At 70.0% G+C, this 15,538-nt stretch carries 18 protein-coding genes; 11 read left to right on the top strand and 7 right to left on the bottom strand.

The window, feature by feature from the left end; translation table 11 throughout:
• Positions 1–509: 509 nt before the first annotated feature.
• Both FV218_RS08770 and FV218_RS08765 read left to right on the top strand, forming a co-directional pair.
• A complete protein-coding gene (locus FV218_RS08770; protein WP_147709441.1) occupies positions 510–719 on the top strand; it encodes a cold-shock protein in 210 nt (69 codons plus the stop codon).
• Positions 720–926: 207 nt separating this feature from the next.
• Positions 927–1,301, top strand: a complete 375-nt coding sequence (locus tag FV218_RS08765; RefSeq protein ID WP_147709440.1) for a DUF6481 family protein — start codon at positions 927–929, stop codon at positions 1,299–1,301.
• A gap of 77 nt (positions 1,302–1,378) precedes the next feature.
• Here the strand turns inward: FV218_RS08765 and FV218_RS08760 are convergent, their stop codons facing one another.
• Positions 1,379–1,630 (bottom strand): hypothetical protein, encoded by a 252-nt coding sequence (locus tag FV218_RS08760; protein WP_056094493.1) that lies wholly within the window; start codon positions 1,628–1,630, stop codon positions 1,379–1,381.
• 174 nt (positions 1,631–1,804) lie between these two features.
• On the opposite strand from FV218_RS08760, the gene FV218_RS08755 reads away from it, so the two are divergent.
• A complete protein-coding gene (locus FV218_RS08755; protein ID WP_056094491.1) occupies positions 1,805–1,978 on the top strand; it encodes a metallothionein in 174 nt (57 codons plus the stop codon).
• Between the two features lie 32 nt (positions 1,979–2,010).
• Here the strand turns inward: FV218_RS08755 and FV218_RS08750 are convergent, their stop codons facing one another.
• Complete coding sequence (locus tag FV218_RS08750; protein ID WP_246685045.1) at positions 2,011–3,855, bottom strand: cation:proton antiporter; 1,845 nt, start codon at positions 3,853–3,855, stop codon at positions 2,011–2,013.
• A 256-nt stretch (positions 3,856–4,111) separates the two neighbouring features.
• Here FV218_RS08750 and FV218_RS08745 point away from each other — a divergent pair, with 256 nt between their 5' ends.
• The 8 genes from FV218_RS08745 to FV218_RS08710 all read left to right on the top strand — a co-directional run bounded on the left by FV218_RS08745 (position 4,112) and on the right by FV218_RS08710 (position 12,670).
• Positions 4,112–5,323 carry an ATPase gene (locus FV218_RS08745; protein WP_147709439.1) on the top strand — a complete coding sequence of 404 codons (1,212 nt, stop codon included), beginning with the start codon at positions 4,112–4,114 and terminating at the stop codon, positions 5,321–5,323.
• Entirely contained in the window at positions 5,320–5,970 is a 651-nt protein-coding gene (locus tag FV218_RS08740; protein ID WP_056094484.1) for a hypothetical protein, read from the top strand. The genes FV218_RS08745 and FV218_RS08740 overlap by 4 nt, the downstream gene beginning before the upstream one ends.
• A gap of 369 nt (positions 5,971–6,339) precedes the next feature.
• Positions 6,340–7,191, top strand: a complete 852-nt coding sequence (locus tag FV218_RS08735; protein ID WP_147709438.1) for a MoxR family ATPase — start codon at positions 6,340–6,342, stop codon at positions 7,189–7,191.
• Between the two features lie 80 nt (positions 7,192–7,271).
• Entirely contained in the window at positions 7,272–8,252 is a 981-nt protein-coding gene (locus FV218_RS08730) for an aldo/keto reductase (RefSeq protein WP_147709437.1), read from the top strand.
• An 11-nt stretch (positions 8,253–8,263) separates the two neighbouring features.
• Complete coding sequence (locus FV218_RS08725) at positions 8,264–8,788, top strand: histidine phosphatase family protein (protein ID WP_147709436.1); 525 nt, start codon at positions 8,264–8,266, stop codon at positions 8,786–8,788.
• Positions 8,789–8,873: 85 nt separating this feature from the next.
• The gene (locus tag FV218_RS08720) at positions 8,874–10,061 is read left to right on the top strand and encodes a hypothetical protein (protein WP_056094473.1); all 1,188 of its coding nucleotides are present in this window, start codon (positions 8,874–8,876) and stop codon (positions 10,059–10,061) included.
• Between the two features lie 103 nt (positions 10,062–10,164).
• Complete coding sequence (locus tag FV218_RS08715) at positions 10,165–11,604, top strand: YcjX family protein (RefSeq protein WP_147709435.1); 1,440 nt, start codon at positions 10,165–10,167, stop codon at positions 11,602–11,604.
• 7 nt (positions 11,605–11,611) lie between these two features.
• Complete coding sequence (locus tag FV218_RS08710; protein ID WP_056094467.1) at positions 11,612–12,670, top strand: TIGR01620 family protein; 1,059 nt, start codon at positions 11,612–11,614, stop codon at positions 12,668–12,670.
• Here FV218_RS08710 and FV218_RS08705 read toward each other — a convergent pair.
• The 5 genes from FV218_RS08705 to FV218_RS08685 all read right to left on the bottom strand — a co-directional run bounded on the left by FV218_RS08705 (position 12,654) and on the right by FV218_RS08685 (position 15,435).
• A complete protein-coding gene (locus tag FV218_RS08705; RefSeq protein WP_147709434.1) occupies positions 12,654–13,205 on the bottom strand; it encodes an alpha/beta hydrolase in 552 nt (183 codons plus the stop codon). The two genes, FV218_RS08710 and FV218_RS08705, sit on opposite strands and share 17 nt — an antisense overlap.
• 142 nt (positions 13,206–13,347) lie before the next feature.
• Positions 13,348–14,025 (bottom strand): hypothetical protein, encoded by a 678-nt coding sequence (locus FV218_RS08700; RefSeq protein ID WP_147709433.1) that lies wholly within the window; start codon positions 14,023–14,025, stop codon positions 13,348–13,350.
• A gap of 74 nt (positions 14,026–14,099) precedes the next feature.
• Positions 14,100–14,495: a DUF3618 domain-containing protein gene (locus FV218_RS08695; RefSeq protein ID WP_147709432.1), complete on the bottom strand. Its 396-nt coding sequence runs from the start codon at positions 14,493–14,495 to the stop codon at positions 14,100–14,102.
• The gene (locus tag FV218_RS08690; RefSeq protein WP_056094455.1) at positions 14,492–14,887 is read right to left on the bottom strand and encodes a phage holin family protein; all 396 of its coding nucleotides are present in this window, start codon (positions 14,885–14,887) and stop codon (positions 14,492–14,494) included. The genes FV218_RS08695 and FV218_RS08690 overlap by 4 nt, the downstream gene beginning before the upstream one ends.
• Before the next feature lie 11 nt (positions 14,888–14,898).
• Entirely contained in the window at positions 14,899–15,435 is a 537-nt protein-coding gene (locus FV218_RS08685) for an apolipoprotein A1/A4/E family protein (protein ID WP_244475047.1), read from the bottom strand.
• Between the last annotated feature and the right edge of the window lie 103 nt (positions 15,436–15,538).

Genomic DNA, 15,538 nt, shown 5'->3' with positions numbered 1-15,538 from the left:
CATCCCGCCCCCGCTTCGATGCCGGTCCGTACTAACTCACCCGACCCATCTCCACGTGGTTAAGGGCCGCGCCGACATGACCGGAGACGTTTCGCGACCATGCGGGTTCCTCACGAAAGCCCCCGACGCGCCGTTCCCATCGGGCTGTAGCGTAGCCGTCACACCGTCATGCAGCAACCTCGGGGGTGTCGTCGTCCCCGTCCAGGGCGCCGTCCCGGGCGCGGTTGAAGACAGGACGCGCGGGCCCCCTCCGGATGGGCCGCGGGAACCCCGCCCGGCTTCACGCCTTGTCTGTCCGTCGCAGGCTTCCCAGATCACCAAGTTCTCCGCATGGTCGCTTCCCCAGCACGGCCGCGCAGCCTCCGGTCCTTTCGGGACCACCGGTCCCACGGGACCGCGCGAGGATGCCGCCCTCGGTCCTACGGCATCTCACCGCCCCGCTTCCCAGGAGCCGCGCCTGCACGGGCGCGGGGCTGCGGGCACGACTTCTCACGACGAAAGGATAAGCCATGAGCACGGGTACCGTGAAATGGTTCAACGAGACCAAGGGCTACGGATTCATCCAGCCGGATGACGGCAGCAAGGACGTGTTCGTCCACATTTCCGCCGTCGAGCGCGCCGGGATGCGCAATCTCATCGAGGGGCAGAAGCTGTCCTACGAGATCGAGAACGATCGCCGCACGGGCAAGCAATCCGCCGGAAACCTCCAGGCGGCCTGAGGGCGGGCCTCGTTGCCCGCCCACTGAGGCATCGATTCAACATCTCGACGGGAAGCCGCTCGCCACCGGGCGGCTTCTGTTGATTCCGGTCCGTCGTTCGGGCATTGGCAGCCCCGATCGACACAGCTTTCCAAACGTTCTGATTCACCCTAAGGCCGCGCGCCCCGCGAAGCGGGCTCGGCCGCGACACACCACGAGAAAGGTCAGATGGGCGCCTTCGACTACAGGAATTTCGACGATCGCCGCAAGAACTCCGCCAGCGCCAAGCAGATGCTGCTGGAAAAATTCAAGGCCCGTCCCCCGGCGGATGACCCGGACATAATCGCCAAGGCCGAGGCCCGTGCCGCGGTCTCCCGCGCCCGCGAGGAACGGGCCCGTGAGCGCGAAGCCGCCCGGATCGCCGCCGAGCGCCAGGCCGCGGAAGAGAAGCGCGCCCGCGAAGAGGCGGAGCTCGCGGCTCAGATCGCCCGCGAAGAGGCGGAGGCCCTGGCGGCCGCCGAACGCAAGGCCTCCGACCTGGCGGAGAAGAAGGCCGCACGCGATGCGCGCTATGCCGCCCGCAAGGCCAAGGCCCGCCGCTGAGCGGTTCGTCTCCGACACTGAACGAGGAAGGGGCCGACGCCGTGTCGGCCCCTGTTTTTGGCCGTCGCCGCCGTCGTTCAGGCTTCGGTTTCGGTCTCAGTCTCGTTGGTCTCGGCGGCCTCGTTCTGACCTTCGGCCTGCTCGTCCTTCGGCTCGGTATCGGCCTCGGGGCGCGGCCCGGCCTTGAACGAGCGACGCGGCGCATTCCCACGCTTCATCTGGGCGGGCTTCTCGATGGCGCCGAGCCGCTCCGAGAGGCGCTTGGCGCGCTCGTTGAAATCGTCGGTCGTGCGCGATTGGGATGCACCGCTCTTGAACGCGTTCGCCACTGGGGCCTCATGGAGTTGCCCAGGGCACGGAGTCGTGCGGGGTTGGCCGACCCCTAGCACGCTTCGTCCCCGCGGTGGGGACTATCTTCGTGCGCGGACCGGGCACGGCTTGCGGACGGACGCGGCGTTGGCAAGAATGCGCACCATCCACCTGCCAACGAAGGATCGTTTTCCATGGCCGATGCGACCGCCGAAATGGTTCCCTGTGCCTGTGCCGACTGCGTCTGCAAGGTGAAGACAGGCACCGGGATCGAACGGGACGGCAAGACCTTCTGCTGCGAGGCCTGCGCCGACGGTCACGCCTCCCACGACGGCTGCGGCCATTCCGGCTGCGCCTGCCACGGCTGAGTCATGGGCGTAGGGGGGAGGGCGGCCTCGCCCTACGCGCTCTTGACCACCGGCTTCGCCTCGTCCTTGAGCGACGCCGCTTCGCGCGCTTCGGTGCCCTTGCCCACCGTGCGCCGTGCCCGGAAGGCGGGGCGCACCTCCGTCTCCTTCCGCTTGAGCATGGCGCGGTACTCGTCGCGGCGCTCGTGGATCGAGGCGATGACGAGGCCCATGGGTACGCCGACATCGACGAGGACGGCCTCCGACAATTGCAGGGAGGCTTCGATGGTCTCCGGCACCGCGTCGTCCACGCCCATCTCGTAGAGGGCCGTCGCATGGCGCGCGTCGCGGGCGCGGGCCACGATGGTGATATCGGCCCGCTCGGCGCGGGCGGCCTCGACAACGGCCTCCACGGCGTGCGGGTTGTCGAGGGTGACGACCAGTGCCCGCGCATTGGCGATGTCGCAGCGGCGCAGGAGCTCCGGATTGGCCGAGTCGCCGAAGTAGACGGGGTTGCCGAGGCGCCGGTGCTCCGAGACGCGGGCCGCGTCGGCATCGAGGGCGAGGTACGGGATCTTGTGGCGGGCCAGCATCTCGCCGACGAGGCGGCCGACCCGGCCGTACCCGGCGATGATCACACGGTTCTGCTGCTTGTCCGGCACGGGCTCCGCCCGGGCGCGGCCGAGCTGCCCGTGCGTCATCCGTTTGCCGAGGCGGCGGGCGAGGACGGCGAGCGCCGGAATCGCGATCATCGTCACCGTGGTGACGATGAGGGCGGCCTGGCCGACTTCCTCGGGGACGAGGTTTCCGGCGAGAGCCCCGCCGATGAGCACGAAGGCGAATTCGCCGCCGGGGCCAAGCAGCAGGGCCGCCTCGAGGCCGACGGCGCGCGACAGCCTGAGGAAGCGGGCGGCCGCGACGATGACCACGCCCTTGAGCAGGATCAGCCCCAGGGCGAGGCCCAGGATGGCCCCGGGCGCCGCCATGAGGTGGGCCGGGTCGAGGTTCATGCCCACGGACACGAAGAACACGCCCAGCAGCAGGCCCTTGAACGGATCGATGGTGGCCTCGATGGCGCGGCGGTACTCGGTTTCGGCGAGCAGCAGGCCGGCGACGAAGGCGCCCAGCGTCATGGACAGGCCGGCGGCGGCGGCCGTGAGCGCCGTGCCGATGATGACGAGGAGGCAGGCCGCCATGAACAGTTCGGGCGAGCGGGTGCGGGCCACGAGCTGGAACAGTGGTCGCAGGGCGAGGCGCCCCGCCACGACGATGACGACGATGGCCACCGCCGCCTGACCGAGGGCGAAGGCCAGCGCGCCCCCGACATTGGCCCCGTCGCTGCGCCCCAGCACCGCGATGGCGAACAGGACCGGGGCCACGGCGAGATCCTGGAACAGAAGCACCGCGAAGCTCGCCCGGCCGGCGGGCGTGTTCAGGCGCTTCTGCTCGGCCAGGACCGGCAGCACCACCGCCGTGGAGGACAGGGCCAGCGCCAGGCCGACGATGGCGGCGGCGGCGAGGGGCACCGCCAGGGCGTACAGGATGGCGCCGATCACCAGGGCGGAGGCGACCACCTGGATCGAGCCGAGGCCGAAGACGAGGCGGCGCAGGGTGCGCAGGCGCTCCCAAGAGAGCTCGACGCCGATCATGAACATGAGAAAGATCACGCCGAACTCGGCCAGATGCGCGATCTCGGCCCGGTTGCCGATGGTGACCCATGCGAGCCACGGATAGGCCTCCGCGAGACGGCCGAGGCCGAACGGCCCGAGGAGGGCCCCCGCGCCGATGAACCCGAGGACGGGGCTGATGCGCAGGCGATGGAACAGCGGCACCACCACGCCGGCGGTGACGAGGAACAGGATCGCTTCCTTGTAGGAGCCGGCGTGCATGTCCGTCATCGGGTCCCAGGGTCTCCTTCCGGCCGGCGCCATCAACCGAGCCCCCGTGCGGGGCTCGGTCCCGGCGATCATGCGGTCCGGGAGAGCGGACGCGCAATCGCCGTTCGCGCCGGATCGCACGAATCGCGTGCCCGGCAGCGTTGCAAGGACAACGCACCGCACGGCTTGGCGCAAAAACGGCACAATACCCGCTTAGCCGGGGGCGTAACGGAATGTTAAGTGCGGCGTTCGTCGCGTTTCGAGACACGAGTGCCCCATGCGAAAGACGCCGCCCAGCCGGGATGTCCAGCGCGAGCGCCGCGAATGGCAACGGGAATCCGATCGCTGGACCCACGAGCGCCACGTCGAGAAGGGCTACCGCATCAAGTGGGGCTACGTCGGCATCGCCTATCTCGTCGAGTTCATGGTCATCGGCGCCTCGCTCTGGGGCGCGTGGCTGTTCGCTGGGGTCTACAGCGACGGCGATTCCCAAGCGTTCTACTTCATGCTCCTGGCGCCGCTGGTCTACGCGGCGGTGGAGCTGTGCCGGGTGCCGCTGGGCATCCTCGCGCGGACGCAGCGCTCCTACGCGATCCGCGCCATGGCCATCATCGGGATCATCTTTGCCGCCGGAGTCACGACGAAGTCGGTCTCGCAGCTCGGCGAGATGATGTTCCATCCCCGTCTGATGGATGCGGCCAAGGCCAAGACCGCCCTCAAGGACGCGCAGGCCGACCGGAGCACCATCGACGGTCGGATCGCGGCGGCCGACGCCCGGGTGACGCAGTACACCACCGAACTCGATCAGATCGAGAAGCGCGCCGCCGAGAACGCGAGCCAGCTCTCCGCCCTGCCGGCCCAGCGCTGCGAGCGGGTCTCCGGCACCAACAGCCGGGGCCAGCGCTACTCCAACCTCAAATGCGTCACCGACCCGCGCACGGCAACCCTCAACGCCAGCGTCGCCAAGGCCGGTAGCGACCGCGCCGGCGTGACGAAGGCCCTCGAAGAAGCCCGCAAGGCCCGCAGCGCCCTCGACCGGGGCGCGGCCGACCGCAAGGTGGCGGATGCCGAGCAGACCTACCGCAACTCGGTCAACCGCTCGCAGCTGCACTCCTTCACCGCCATGGTCTACGGCGTCGATCCCATCGATGTGACGGAGGCGCAGGTCCACGCCTTCCTGCGCATCTTCGTGTTCGTGCCGGCCCTGTGCGCCGCCTTCGCCTCGACGATCCTGGCCCTCTGCGCCGTCTCTGTGCGGAAAACCTTCATGGACGAGGACGACCTCGGCGCAACCGTCGATCCGGCAGCCACCCCCTATATGCTGGATTCCATCACCGACGCCCTGCGCCAGGAAATCGGGCTCTCGCAGCCGAAGCCGGCGCGCGAGGCGAACGCCGCCTCCGGCGCGGTCATTCCCATCGACCGGCCCATCGACCGGCGTCCGACGGGCCAATCCGCGTTGCCGGCCAGCGCGGGAGCCGGCGCATGAGCATCCACACCACCGGTACGCCGGAGAACGTCGTCCTGGCGCAGAACGTCAACGGGCGCCTGCGCGCGGAGACAAAGATCATCGCGGCCCGCGCCTTCCTGTTCCGGTCCCTCGGCTTCGGCGCGTTCTGCGCGCTGGCCGGCATCGGCCTCGGCGCGGCGTCCTACGGCTACGCCTATATGAACCAGTTCGACACGGCGGCCGAGAAGATCGCCGCCGCCATGCAGGCGGCCCTCTCCGACGTGACCCTGAAAACCAAGGGTGAAGTGACGCTCACGGACAACGTCCTCAAGCTCGAAGGCGGATTGCCGAAGGCCACCGGTACGCCGACCCCGACGAAGGCGCAGCTCGGCAACGACGCGGCGCCGGCCTCGAAGGCCATCGTGAACACCACCTTCACGGTGTTCAAGCAGGTGCCCTACATGGACGGCCAGATCGTCACCGGCTGGAACTTCAAGGCCAACGAGGACCAGCCGTTCCAGCAATACTGCTACTTCTCCCGCCGCACCAACGAGGCCAAGGGCCAGGTCGAGATCAAGATCGATCTCGCCATGGACGGCAAGACCCTGCCGCAGCCGCAGAAATCCGACGTGAACCTCGGCATCCTGGCCTCGAATTGCGTCTGGCACGACGGGAAGACGCTCTGAAGCGGCATTCTACCAAGCGGCGCTGAGGAATAGGCAAGTGGCGCTGAGGAATAGGGATGCGTCGGCCCGGTTGGTCATTTGGGCGATGACGGATGCGGACGGCGTCGGCGTCCCGAGGTCGCCGACGATGATGGTAGCGCAGAGATAGCGCGTCACAGCTCAATCCGGCGGTCGACCTCACGGCCGGTCATTTGGAACCGAGCGATGCCGCACTGGGGAGTCTGAACCGACAGGCGCTGCACGCGCTTCCGAGATGCGTTGTCCGCGAGCAACCTCCGCGGTATCCCCGGCTCATCCGGACGAGACAAGAAACGGACGTGGTACCGTCTCGGCCAGTCCGCCCCGCACCACCGCCCACGGACAGATCCCATGCGCTTTACCGGCACCGCCGACTACGTCGCGACGTCCGACCTCACGACGGCGGTCAATGCCGCCATCGTGCTGGAGCGGCCGCTGCTGGTGAAGGGCGAGCCCGGCACCGGCAAGACCGTGCTGGCCGAGGAAATCGCCAAGGGCCTCGGCGCGCCGCTGCTCACCTGGAACGTCAAGTCGACCACCAAGGCGCAGCAGGGGCTCTACGAGTACGATGCCGTCTCGCGCCTGCGCGACAGCCAGCTCGGCGACCCGCGCGTGTCCGACATTGGCAACTACATCCGCCGCGGCAAGCTGTGGGAGGCGTTCACCCATGCGGAGCGGCCGGTGCTGCTCATCGACGAGATCGACAAGGCCGATATCGAGTTCCCCAACGACCTCCTGACCGAACTCGACCGCATGGAATTCCACGTCTACGAGACCGGGCAGACGATCCGGGCCGAGCGCCGGCCCATCGTCATCATCACCTCGAACAACGAGAAGGAGCTGCCCGACGCGTTCCTGCGCCGGTGCTTCTTCCACTACATCCAGTTCCCCGACGCCGAGACCCTGAAGGCCATCGTCGAGGTTCACTACCCCGGTATCAAGCACCGTCTGGTGGAAGAGGCCCTGCGGGTCTTCCTCGAGACCCGAGCCGTACCGGGCCTGAAGAAGAAGCCCTCCACCTCGGAACTGCTCGACTGGCTGAAGCTCCTGGTCTCGGAGGACGTGACCCCCGAGACCCTGCGCGAGCGCGACGGCCGCAAGCTGATCCCGCCGCTGCACGGGGCGCTCTTGAAGAACGAGCAGGACGTGAGCGTGTTCGAAAAGCTCGCCTTCATGATGCGGCGCGAGGGGCGCGGCGGCTGAACAGCGCCCCTGGCGAAGCCGGCCGGCCGGACCAGATAGAGCCCATCGCCGCGTCCCATCCTCAGCAGCGGACCGTTCCCATGAAGATGAAGAAACTCGGCCGCACCGGCCTCGACGTCTCGCCGCTCTGCCTCGGCTGCATGACCTACGGCATCCCCGAGCGCGGTCCCCATCCCTGGACCATGACCGAGGAGGCGAGCCGGCCGCTCCTGCGCAAGGCCGTCGAGATGGGCATCAATTTCTTCGACACGGCGAACTACTATTCCGACGGCACCAGCGAGGAGATCGTCGGCCGGGCCCTGAAGGAGTTCGCACGGCGCGACGACCTCGTCATCGCCACGAAGTGCTATTACGGCTTGAGCGACCGCCCCAATGCCGGCGGCCTCTCGCGAAAGGCGATCTTTTCCGCCGTCGATGCCAGCCTGACGCGGCTCGACACCGACTACGTCGATCTCCTCCAGATCCACCGCTGGGATTACGACACGCCCATCGAGGTCACCCTGGAGGCGCTCCACGACGTGGTGAAGGCCGGCAAGGCCCGCTACATCGGCGCGTCCTCGATGTACGCGTGGCAGTTCGCCAAGGCGTTGTTCCTCGCCGACCGCAACGGCTGGACCCGGTTCGCGACCATGCAGAACCACTACAACCTGCTCCACCGCGAGGAAGAGCGCGAGATGCTGCCGCTCTGCGCCGATCAGGACATTGCCGTGCTGCCGTGGAGTCCCCTGGCGCGCGGGCGCCTGACCCGGGACTGGGACGCGTCGAGTGCACGCCAGGAAACGGACCTCGTCGGCAAGCGTCTCTACGACGCCACGGAAGCCGCCGACCGGGCCGTGGTCGAGGCGGTTGCGTCCATCGCCGAGGCACGCGGCGTGCCCCGCGCCCAGGTCGCCCTGGCCTGGGTCGCCCAGAAGTCGCCCGTGACGGTGCCCATCGTCGGCGCCTCGAAGCCCGGTCACCTCGACGACGCCGCGGCGGCCCTCGACCTCGCCCTGACGGCGGAGGAAATGGCGGCCCTCGAGCGGCCGTACGTTCCGCACGCCGTCGTCGGCTTCAACTGAAAGGTCACCGAATGCTCCGTGTCCTGCTCCTGCGCCACGCCAAATCCGATCGTCCGGCCGGGATCGCCGATCTCGACCGGCCCCTCAACCCGCGCGGCCGGCGGAACGCGCCGCTCATGGCCGCCTACCTCGCCACGGAAAATCTGCGGCCCGATCACGTCGCCGTCTCGCCGGCCAAACGGACGCGGGAAACCTGGGAGCCGATCCACGCTGCCCTGAGCGGGCCGGAAGCGACGTTCGTTCCCGAGATCTACGAGGCGCCCGACGCCGCCCTCCTGAAGGTGATCCGCGCAACGCCCGGTGCGGCGCGGTGCCTCCTCATGGTCGGCCACAATCCCGGCTTTCAGGACGTGGCGCTCCGCCTCGTCGAGTCCGGACCGCGCGCGGCGCGCGGCCGCCTCGCCGAGGGATTTCCAACGGGCGCACTCGCGGTGCTGGATTTCGACGTCGAGACCTGGGACGAGATCCGCGCGGGCTCCGGGCGCTTGGAGCGCTTCGTGGCGCCCCGCGACCTCGACGCCGAAGAGGCTGCCTGAGCGCAGGCGGACCACGTCCGACGGGAATTGAACCGTTGCCGGGCGCGGCCGTTTCCCTGTTCCCCGGTCAAGCTCTCCGAGTGTCGTGCTCCTCGCATCCCTTCTGGTCCTGACGGCGCTGGTGCCGTCCCTCGCGGGCGGCGTCGAGACCGTGCGCCGCGCCGTGTCGGAACCCGCCCGGGACTGGTCCGCCCTCGGCACGCCTCTGGAGGCACCCCACTTCCTGGCGGAAAGTCGTGCGGTCTCGAACTGGCGAACGGAGGCGGGGACGTCTCTGCGTCCGGCATCCCTCGCCCTGGCGGCGCGTTGGTCCACGACAGAGCCGGCCTTCGTCGCCCGCTGCGTCAAGCTCAACAATTACTGGTGCATCAAGAAGGCGCGCTGGTCCGGCGAGATCGGTGCCGATGCCGAGGGTCATACGGGCTTCGCCACGGCGGCCGACGGCGCTGACGCGGCCGCGGGGCTGCTCCGGCGCTACTATCGCGACTTCAACCGGCGCACGGCCCTCGCCATCGTCAGGCGCTGGGCGCCAGCCGAGTGCCGGGGAACCCCGCCGACCGCTACGCGGGTGCCGACCGCCCTCGCGCCGCGCGGCCTCGGCGGGACCCTGCGGGCGCGTTTTCTCGCCCGCAACACGCGGGCCGGGATGCCGCGCCGGGCGCTCGCGGCGAAGGGCGGTCCCCTGCGGGTCCAGCCGTGGTCGCCCCTGGCGCGGATGGGCAAGCGGGTGCCTCCGGGATCGGCTCCGAAGACCCTCGCCTCCGTCTCGGCCAAACCACCGGCGACGCCCCGCCACGGGCTCCTGGTGCGGCCCTCCGAACTCCTGGTGAAGCCCTCCGTGATCACGGCCAGACCCTCCGTGCTCCTCGTCGAGCCGAGCGTGGTGCTGGGCAACGCGACCCGGGCCGTCGAGACGGCGACGGCCGGGTTGCAGAAGCGGTTCGTGGCCGAGTCCGCCGCCCTGCCGCCCCTCGTCGCCGGCCTGCACCCCCTCGATCTCAGCGTACCGACGCCGTTCTGCGGCACCGACGAGACCCGCATCCGCAACTACGCCGCGCGCATCGCCAACAGTGTCGGCCTGAAGGTCGAGGACGACCTCAACCTGTTCGGGCCGGACGGACGTCCGTTGCCGGCCCTGCGCGCGGTGATGCTCGCCATGTCGAGCGTCGAACTCGGCGCCCTCCGTGCCGGCCCCGCCCTGGTCGACGCGGCCATCGGCCGCCTCGACGCCGGTACCCTGGCGGCGGTGGGGCCGCCGGCCCCGATCCCTTGAGCCGTGACCTTGCGGGCCGGCCGCACCGGCGCCACCTCAGCCGGGCCGCCGCACCTCGTCTCCCGTACTCCCCAAGTCTCCCCGTATCCTCGATGAGTCGTTCATGAACAGCTTTGCCGCGCGTGCGGGTTCCGCGGTCAAGGCGTTCGCCGAGGCATCGAGCGACCTCTTGATCCAGCCGACTCTGCGGCTGGGCGTCACCGGCCTCGCCCGCTCGGGCAAGACCGTGTTCACGACGGCCCTGATCCACCATCTCGTCGAGGCGCACGCCCTCCCGGCCTTCGCGCCGGCCCACGAGGGTCGTCTGCGCCGCGCCCGCCTCGTGCCCCAGCCCGACGACGACCTGCCGCGTTTCCCCTTCGAGGAACACGTCGCGGCCCTGACGCAGGAGCGCCTCTGGCCGCGCTCCACCGACCGGATCAGCCAGTTTCGCCTCGCCATCGAGTACGAGCGCAAGGGCGGCTGGCGCTCGGGGCCGGGCACCCTGATGCTCGACGTGGTCGATTATCCCGGCGAATGGCTCCTCGATCTCGCCCTCATCGACCAGAGCTACACGGCGTGGTCCCGGGCCACGATATCCGGCACGCGCCGCAGCGGCCGGGCCGCCATGGCGGCGCCCTGGCTCGCCACCCTGAAGAGTCTCGATCCGAAGGCGCCCCTGGACGAGATGGTGGCCGAACGCGCCAGCACCGCCTTCAAGGCCTACCTCTCGGCGCTGCGCGCCGGCCCGGAATCCGTGGCGACGACGCCGCCCGGCCGATTCTTCATGCCGGGCGATCTCGCCGGCTCCCCGGCCCTGACCTTCGCCCCCCTGGACAACCTCACCGATCCCCTCGACCCCGGCAGCCTCGCCGGCCTGATGGAGCGGCGCTTCGAGGCCTACAAGGCCAAGGTGGTCGAACCGTTCTTCCGCAACCACTTCCAGCGGGTCGACCGGCAGATCGTGCTCGTCGACGTGCTCGCGGCCGTCGATGCCGGCCCGGCGGCCCTGGCCGAGCTGGAAGAGGCGCTCGACTCCGTGCTCCTCAGCTTCCGCATCGGCCGCAACACCATCCTGTCGCGCCTGTTCGCGCCTCGTACCGAGCGCATCCTGTTCGCCGCCACCAAGGCCGATCACCTCCACCAGACCAGCCACGACCGCCTCGACGCCCTCCTGCGCCTCCTAGTGTCGCGGGCTATGCGCCGCACGGAAGCCGCGGGGGCCCGGGTCGGCACCGTGGCGCTCGCCTCCGTGCGCGCCACCCGCGAGACCACGATCCACGACGGCGCGGAAATCCTGCGCGCTGTCTCGGGCACGCCGGAGGCCGGCGAGTCCGTGGGCGACGAGACCTTCGACGGCTCGAGCGAGGCGGCGATCTTCCCCGGTGAGCTCCCCGAACGGCCGGAAGCGGTGCTGGAGGGCGCTGTGCCGCCCGGTTCCCTTCGCTTCCCGCGCTTCCGCCCCCCCCTCGTCAAGCCCGACGCCCTTGGACGGCCCGGCCACCTGCCGCAGATCCGCCTCGACCGGGCGATGCAGTTCCTCCTTGGCGACAAGCTCAGTTGAGTCCCGCATGACCTCCACGCCCCCGCCGAACCGCCCCCGGGCCTTCCGCATCCCCGCCACCGAACCGGCCGGGGTGACCGAGGGCGTCGTGCCGCCGCCGATGTCTCCGAGTCAGGTCCGCATCGTCGAAGAACCCTTTGAAATCGTCGAGGCGGCCGACGGCACGCCGGTGCCGGTGGCGCCGAAATCTCGCGCGCCGTGGCTGTCGATGCTGCTCGTGGCCCTCGGCGGGCTCGTGTCCCTCGGCGTCGGCCTCTCCATTGAGCGGCTCATCGCGGATCTCTTCAGCGCCGCCCCGTGGCTCGGCGCCGTCGCCCTGGTGCTTCTGGGCGTCGCGGCCCTGGGCCTCCTCGGACTTGTCGTGCGCGAACTCTCCGGCATCTGGCGCGAGCGCCAGATCGAACGCCTGCGGGCCAGGGCCGTGGAGGCGCTGGGGAGCCGCGACCACAGCGCGGCCCAGACGGTGGTGAGGGATCTCAGCGCCCTCTATGCAGGGCGCGCTGCCCTGGCCGCCGGCCGGACCCGCCTCGACACCCTCGGCGACGCCATCCTCGATGTCGACGACCGCCTCGGCCTCGCCGAACACGAGCTCCTCGCCCCCCTCGACCGCCAGGCGCGCCAAGCCGTCGCGACGGCGGCGAAGCAAGTGTCGGGCGTCACGGCGCTCAGCCCCCGCGCCATCGTCGACGTGGCGTTCGTGATCTTCGCCGCCGTGCGGCTGCTCCGCCAGATCGCCACCATCTACGGCGGGCGCCCGGGCTTCCTCGGCTTCCTGCGCCTCGCTCGCTCGGCCCTCGCCCACCTCACGGTGACGGGCGGCATGGCGGTGGGCGAGAGCATGATCCAGCAGGCCCTGGGGCTCGGCCTCGCCGCGAAGGTGTCGGCCAAGCTCGGGGAGGGCGTCCTCAACGGTCTGATGACGGCGCGGTTCGGCCTCGCCGCCATGGCGGTGTGCCGCCCGCTGCCGTTCGTGCGCGAGGAGGCGCCGCGCCTGTCGGATGTGGCCGGTGCGCTGTTCCGATCCGCCGGGGATGCGGACGGAGCCGGAATTAAAGGTTCTTCATGAACCCCGCGAGGCGCATCAGACCCTCCGGCCACGGCCCGTGGCCCGAGGCGACGTTGATGTGGCCGGATTCCCCGGCATCGACCACCACGGCGCCCCAGGAAAACGCAAAATCCTCGGCCCGCTCGTAGGCGCAGTACGGATCGTTGCGGCTCGCCACCACAAGCGACGGGAACGGCAGGGGATCGCGCGGCACCGGCGCGAAGGCGGTGACGCTGGCCGGAAGGTTCGGCGTGGTCTCGACATCGGGAAATGCCACCAGGATCGCGCCGCGCACGACGCCCGGCGGGAAATCCGGGGCCGCCTGCACGGCGGCCACCACACCGAGGCTGTGCGCGATGAGGAGAACGGGACGCTCCGCTTCCGACACCGCCGCAACGATGCGGGCGCGCCAGGCAGGGGCGTCGGGATGGTGCCAGTCGTCCTGCTCGACGATGCGGCCCGTGGACAGGCGCTCGGCCCAGCGGGCCTGCCAATGGCCGTCTTCGGAGCCGGCATAGCCCGGCAGGATGAGGATGTCGCAATCGCCGATCTTCATGGGCGATGCGATAGCGCCTCGATCCTGACCGGTCGAGCCCATCCCGTCGCGCCCGGCGGCGATCGATCCATCCCTCGACGAAAGAAGGGGCGGCGCCCTTTCGGACACCGCCCCTCACCATCGACCAGATCGCGCCGTCGCGTCAGTGCGGACGGGTACCCGGCGTCTCGGCGTAGCCGGTACCGCCCTGGGGCGCCGTCGCGCGCTGGGCGGCGGCCTGGAGGTTTTCCGGGTCGAGGGCGCTCGCGACGAACTCGCGTCCGCGATGGGTCACGTCGCGGGCGTAGCGGAGCCCCTGGTCGCGAACCTCGTCGGCCCACGGACCCACGGTCTCGTCTTCCTGCCGGGTGCGGGGCAGGAGGGCGCCGATGAGAAGGCCGGCGGCGAGGCCGACGACGCCGACGAGGAGGGGGTTCTCGGTAACGAAATCCTCGACGGCCGAGCGGCCATCGCGAAGACGCTCCGACCCGCGCTCGCCGAGATCCTCGATCCGGCGCCGGCCGGTGTCGCGAACATCGTAGGCCCGCTCGCGCAGATCCTGGGCCGTACCGGCCAAGCGGTCACGCACGGTCTGGGCCGCCTCGGACACCCGGTCCCGGACGTCTCCGGCGATGCCGGCGGCGCGGTTCGTCAGGTCGTCGGCGGTCTCGAGGGCCATGTCGCGCAGGTTGGTCGCGCCGGACCGCACGTCATCGGCCGTCGATCCGACACGCGCGTCGAGGGTGCGATCGTCCAGGTGGCCGCGCGGCATGCCCGCCGCGAGGGCGATGTCGTCGGGCAGGGAACGGGATTCGTCACCGGGCTTCGGGGAGTGGGACATGGGTGGCTCCTGCAGAGAATAGGCCCTTGGCACGGGCCGAAGTGGGATCGGACGCGGACTGAATCAGAGCCGGGTCAGAGTTGAGTCTCTTGGCCGAGATCCTTGACGGGATGGCGCGTCGGCAGGTCCGGGTCGTAGACGCGGTCGGCTCCCGTCTGCACCACCGGCAGGCTGTCCTTCGCCTGGCGGACCCGGCGCTCCGTGGCGACGGCGGCGGCCGCGTCGGACGACATCCGGTGCAGGAGCCAGCCGACCCCGGCGGCGATGATCATCACCGGCACCGGGTTGCGGCGGACGGCGGCCAACGCCCCATCGTAGACTCCGCTCAGCGGTGTCCGGCGGGCGTTGCCGAGCATCTCGTCGACGATGCTCGACACCGAGAGCCGTTCCTGGATCTGGTCGATGGTCTGGTCGAGGCGGGCGCGGCTCGCTTCGATGTCCTTCTCGAGTTCGTTCAACGATCCGCTCATCCGGAGACCCTTTCAGACAGTGCGCGGGCATCCTGGCGGACCTGACGCGAGGTCCGCACGGGAGCGAGGGTCGACAGCGACATGGCGTTGCGGCCGACCAGCGCGAGGATCACCGCGACGACGAGGAGCACGCCGCCGACAATGAGGGCGGCGAGCGCCTCAGAGTGGACCACCGTGGCGAGCCACTTCACCAAGGCGTCCACGAGGACGAACAGGGCGACGACGCCGAACACGGCGGCGCCCACGAGGAGCCCGAGACCGACGAAGAGTGAGCGGACGTTGCTCGTCATTTCGTTGCGGAAGAGGGCGATCTCCTTGCGGGCGAGTTCGTTGGTCTCCCGCAGGGCGTCGCCGATGAGGCCCTGGATGCTGGGATTGGGTCCGTTCGACATGGGCGCCGGCCTCAGACGCCGTGATCGCGGCGGAGACCGGGTGCCGGCACGTCGCGCAGGGAACCGCCCCGGACCGGAACCTCACGGGCGTCGAAGTCACGCACGGCCGAAACGCTCGACGACTTGATGAAACGGGCCACGACAAACCCGGTCACGAAGGTGGCGACAGCCACGGCGACGGGGGCCCGGCGGGCGAGGGCCTCGGCATCCTCGTAGAACTCGGAGAAGCTCTTGTTCTCGATCTGCGTCCCGAGGTGCTCGAGGCCTTCCGCCGCGCTGTCGAAGAAGGCACGGATGTTGGGCCGGTCCTCGAAGGTCTTACTCGAGTCCCGAACCGTGCGCGCGAGGTCGTTGACCGACTGGGCGGCGTCGCCCTTGCGGCGGTCGACATACTCCTCGGCGTGCCCCCGGGCCGCGGACACGAAGCCCCGGCCGCGCTCCACCGCCTCGTCGGCGATGCCCTCGACGTCGCCGCGCAGGGCTTTCCAGTCGGCCGTCTCGCGATTCGCCGCAGCCTCCGCCCCCGGCGCTCCTGTGGGTTGATTCACGTTCACGGTGATACTCCTCGGCGCTGATCGGTTGCGCTGTTGCCGCAGTTCAACAGCGCCCGTGGAGACAGGGTTCCGCACGGGCGAAACGGTGCGCGTCAGT

It is taken from the genome of Methylobacterium sp. WL69 (assembly GCF_008039485.1).
Taxonomy (GTDB): domain Bacteria; phylum Pseudomonadota; class Alphaproteobacteria; order Rhizobiales; family Beijerinckiaceae; genus Methylobacterium.
Note: the sequence above shows the minus strand (reverse complement) of the source record. Positions and strands in the feature narration are given on the sequence as shown.

What these genes read in the sequence shown, in the direction of transcription:
- FV218_RS08695 (WP_147709432.1), bottom strand. Translation starts at nt 14,495, where the DNA reads ATGAGCGGATCGTTGAACGAACTCGAGAAGGACATCGAAGCGAGCCGC.
- FV218_RS08705 (WP_147709434.1), bottom strand. Translation starts at nt 13,205, where the DNA reads ATGAAGATCGGCGATTGCGACATCCTCATCCTGCCGGGCTATGCCGGC.
- FV218_RS08750 (WP_246685045.1), bottom strand. Translation starts at nt 3,855, where the DNA reads ATGACGGACATGCACGCCGGCTCCTACAAGGAAGCGATCCTGTTCCTC.
- FV218_RS08690 (WP_056094455.1), bottom strand. Translation starts at nt 14,887, where the DNA reads ATGTCGAACGGACCCAATCCCAGCATCCAGGGCCTCATCGGCGACGCC.
- FV218_RS08725 (WP_147709436.1), top strand. Translation starts at nt 8,264, where the DNA reads ATGCTCCGTGTCCTGCTCCTGCGCCACGCCAAATCCGATCGTCCGGCC.
- FV218_RS08715 (WP_147709435.1), top strand. Translation starts at nt 10,165, where the DNA reads ATGAACAGCTTTGCCGCGCGTGCGGGTTCCGCGGTCAAGGCGTTCGCC.
- FV218_RS08735 (WP_147709438.1), top strand. Translation starts at nt 6,340, where the DNA reads ATGCGCTTTACCGGCACCGCCGACTACGTCGCGACGTCCGACCTCACG.
- FV218_RS08700 (WP_147709433.1), bottom strand. Translation starts at nt 14,025, where the DNA reads ATGTCCCACTCCCCGAAGCCCGGTGACGAATCCCGTTCCCTGCCCGAC.
- FV218_RS08710 (WP_056094467.1), top strand. Translation starts at nt 11,612, where the DNA reads ATGACCTCCACGCCCCCGCCGAACCGCCCCCGGGCCTTCCGCATCCCC.
- FV218_RS08745 (WP_147709439.1), top strand. Translation starts at nt 4,112, where the DNA reads ATGCGAAAGACGCCGCCCAGCCGGGATGTCCAGCGCGAGCGCCGCGAA.
- FV218_RS08765 (WP_147709440.1), top strand. Translation starts at nt 927, where the DNA reads ATGGGCGCCTTCGACTACAGGAATTTCGACGATCGCCGCAAGAACTCC.
- FV218_RS08755 (WP_056094491.1), top strand. Translation starts at nt 1,805, where the DNA reads ATGGCCGATGCGACCGCCGAAATGGTTCCCTGTGCCTGTGCCGACTGC.
- FV218_RS08730 (WP_147709437.1), top strand. Translation starts at nt 7,272, where the DNA reads ATGAAGATGAAGAAACTCGGCCGCACCGGCCTCGACGTCTCGCCGCTC.
- FV218_RS08770 (WP_147709441.1), top strand. Translation starts at nt 510, where the DNA reads ATGAGCACGGGTACCGTGAAATGGTTCAACGAGACCAAGGGCTACGGA.
- FV218_RS08740 (WP_056094484.1), top strand. Translation starts at nt 5,320, where the DNA reads ATGAGCATCCACACCACCGGTACGCCGGAGAACGTCGTCCTGGCGCAG.